This is a genomic window from Ideonella sp. P3_A4 (assembly GCF_056403075.1).
Genome location: NZ_JBFUGE010000884.1, coordinates 1 through 1,985 on the forward strand (window position 1 = coordinate 1; position 1,985 = coordinate 1,985).

Annotated in this window: 2 protein-coding genes; both read right to left on the bottom strand. The window is 68.5% G+C overall.

The genetic code is table 11. The features are described from left to right. Positions 1-265: 265 nt before the first annotated feature. Positions 266-955 carry a type VI secretion system-associated protein TagF gene (tagF, locus tag AC1DYI_RS34045; RefSeq protein ID WP_477208525.1) on the bottom strand — a complete coding sequence of 230 codons (690 nt, stop codon included), beginning with the start codon at positions 953-955 and terminating at the stop codon, positions 266-268. A 32-nt stretch (positions 956-987) separates the two neighbouring features. Next, on the bottom strand, positions 988-1,985 hold a 998-nt coding region (locus AC1DYI_RS34050), incomplete at its 5' end, for a type VI secretion IcmF C-terminal domain-containing protein (RefSeq protein WP_477208526.1).

Here is a 1,985-nt window from a genome sequence, read left to right on the forward strand (position 1 = left end):
GGATTGGGTCGGGTGTCGCCGACCAGCTCGGGCGCAAGGAGTCGTTCGCGCGCCATCAGTGGCCGACAACGGTCGAGTGACCGGTGACGGAGGCGCAGCAGGCGTACAGGGCGTAGGCCGACGAATGTCCGGTGACCGCCTCCGCTGACATTCATGCCGTCGACGGCGAATGACGGGGTCCAGTCTCAAGGAGGCGTACGCGCTACACAAGCGAAGGACCGCTCCTGCCGCCGAACTCGGTCCTTCAGAGTCCTGCTGATCTGGGTTAGCCAGCCCGCCCCGCCAACAACTCCACAAACGTCTCCGCCCCCGGCAACCGATGCACCAGGCTGACCGAGGCGCCGGTGCCGTCATCCGTCGCACGCCACCACAGCGTGCATCCCGCGACGCGAGCCAGCAGCTCGGTGCTGGCCATTGATGGCAGCCAGCGAGACAGCGGCACCGAGGCCGCCATTTCATAGCGCTCGGAAGTGGGCGTGCTGCGTATGTTCAGCGGCGAGGCGGGCCCGGCGGTAGGCCAGGGCGGCGCTTCGCTCAGGGCGAGCTCGAAGGCGTCGAGGGAGGTCTGGTCGCTCAGCGTTTGCACCGCGGCGTTGGCGAGGTGGGTGTACCAGAGTTCGAGGTGGTCGAGTGCGATGCGGTCGATCGGTGGACGCGCGCGGGGCTGGGCGATCAGCAGCGGGTAGTAGCGGCCGACGTTGTCGCAGCTGGGCATCAGCAGGCCGAACCACCATTGGTTGTCGAGCACGCCCGGGGCCCACGCAAAGCGCAGCACCGGCGCGGTCAGGTAGGTTTGCAGCCAACGCTCGCCAAGTTGTTCGCTGCTGCGTTGCATCACATGCGACAGCCACGTGTCGCAGCTTTGCACCCAAGAGGGTGGCAGGCGCCGTTGGGCAAAGTCGCCGAGGGAGGCGAGCTTGCCGTACCAGCCCGGCGGTGTGGCGGTGTCGCTCATGGGTGGGGCGGCGGTCACGTCCATCATGTCGCTCACAGCCCCGCCGGACAGGCGAACTCGTTCAGCTCGTGCAGCCGGAAGGGGTTGCGCACGCTGCTGGTGGTGACCTCGAACACGGCCTTGCGGCCATCGATGTCGAAGGTCGCGCGGAAGCGCTCGGGCGCGCCGGTGGGCTCGATCTTCACGCGCTCGAACAGACGGAACAGCGCCCACGGGCCGTCGGTGACCATGCCGGACGCGCTGCCGTTGGCGCTGGGCGGGCTGACTTGCACGCGTACTTGTGAGCTGCCGCGCGGGCCAGGCCATTGCACGGCCGTCGGGATCTGCGGGCCATGGGCGTAGCGCACGATCTGGCCGTCGRCATCGAGGATGAACTGCGTCAGCGTCGCGTCCATCTCGATCGGCTTGAAGTCGAGCTTCAGCGACGGCGCGTTTCCGGCGGGGAAGAAGGTCTCGCGGATCGCGGCGGCGCGTTGGAACTGCGGCAGCGAGCCACCGTCCAGGCCCAGCGGCGTGCCTTCGACGGGGCGGAACTTCCACGGCCTTGTGGTCGTGTCCACATAGGCCGCAAGCTTTTGTTGGAACAGCTGGTCGATCTTGCCGCCGGGGCCGAACAGCATCGCGAAGTCGGCCGGTGTCGCGTCGCGCGCGGCCGTGCGGTCCAGCGGGTATCGGCCGGCCACCGCCTGCTGGCAGAACTCGCCAACCTGGGAGCGCACCTCTTGCCCGAGGTTCTGCCTAACGCCAAGTTGTGACGCGTTGGCGCTGCTTTGCGACAGGTTGTCGAGCATCGCGCGCAGCGGCTGCGGCATGCGGGCCGCTTCGGCTTTGACGCGGTTGGGCAGCGGCGAGGGCGGCGGCGCCGCGCCACCCTGGATCGCCGTGGCCACCGCATTCAGCAGCACGTTGACTTCGGCGATCAGGCCGAGCGTGTCGTCCAGCGGCGCCTTGCCGCCCTGCGGTGCGGACACCAGGAAGCGCAGGCTGGCAAAGCGATCGTCGACGACGCTTTCGGGGCGCGGTGCTGAAC